This window comes from Bacillus sp. mrc49 (assembly GCF_002803435.1).
The window spans coordinates 1-891 of sequence record NZ_PHNG01000453.1; the positions used below are offsets into that span (position 1 = coordinate 1).

Annotated in this window: 1 protein-coding gene; it reads left to right on the forward strand. The window is 37.1% G+C overall.

Annotation, left to right across the window (positions count from 1 at the left end):
- Nucleotides 1-116: 116 nt before the first annotated feature.
- Nucleotides 117-701, forward strand: a complete 585-nt coding sequence (locus tag CVN76_RS03545) for a DUF2642 domain-containing protein (RefSeq protein ID WP_100530044.1) — start codon at nucleotides 117-119, stop codon at nucleotides 699-701.
- The last annotated feature ends 190 nt before the right edge of the window (nucleotides 702-891 follow it).

Sequence of the window (891 nt, forward strand, 5' to 3'; positions counted from 1 at the left end):
TTTTGAACATCCTTCATAAAAAATATTAAGTTAGTAAAAAAAGGTTGTTTAGTCCAAGCCGAAAACAGCATTCGTCAATATACTACTTTTGAAGCCATATAGAAAGGAGCAGCAAAATGTCAAGATCCTCAAAGGAATTAAGTGGATCAAGGAATTCAAGAAGATCGAATTTAGGTAAAATATTAGCAAAATTGCAGACCGAAAATTCATTTTCAATAGAAACCATACCGGGATTCACGCTTGCGATCGACAACGAATTCAGTGCTGTACTAAAAAAGGGAAAGGGTGATCATTGCAAAAAGGAAGAGAGTAAGAAGTGTGAACACAAGCAAGAAGAGAATAGAAAAGATGATCGTATAAAAGACAATCAAAAAGGTGGTAAAAAAATGAGCAGCAAGAAAGAATGTAAAAAGAATTATTGCGAATACCTCTATTATAAGTGGCTTATTGAAAATGGCAACAATACGCCAGATACACCAGACTTCCCAGATACACCGGGTATTCCTGGAGACCCATTCAGTGATTTAAGAAGGGTTTTATTTAGATTACTAGGAAGAACTGTAACGGTTTCCACTGATTTTGCACCGGTGACGGGAATTTTAAGTGCAATTGAAGCTGATTATATCGTCATTAGCGAAGCAGCTGGGACTGTCGTATTCGTTCCATTCCGTGCCATCAATTCTGTTAGAGAGCCTATATAAGGAGGAGAATGCATTGTTATCTAGTATTTTTTTAAATCAAAAGACACACATCGGAACCCAGTCAAACTGGCAACAAGCAGTGATTTATTTGAGGGAGTTTTACATGTAGTGACCGATGAAATCGTTCGCTTAACGGAAACATCCGGTGGTTATGAAGGCGATTTGGATATCATCACCATTCCATTAAATC

Coding starts and splice junctions, on each gene's coding strand:
- CVN76_RS03545 (WP_100530044.1), top strand. CDS start 117: ATGTCAAGATCCTCAAAGGAATTAAGTGGATCAAGGAATTCAAGAAGA.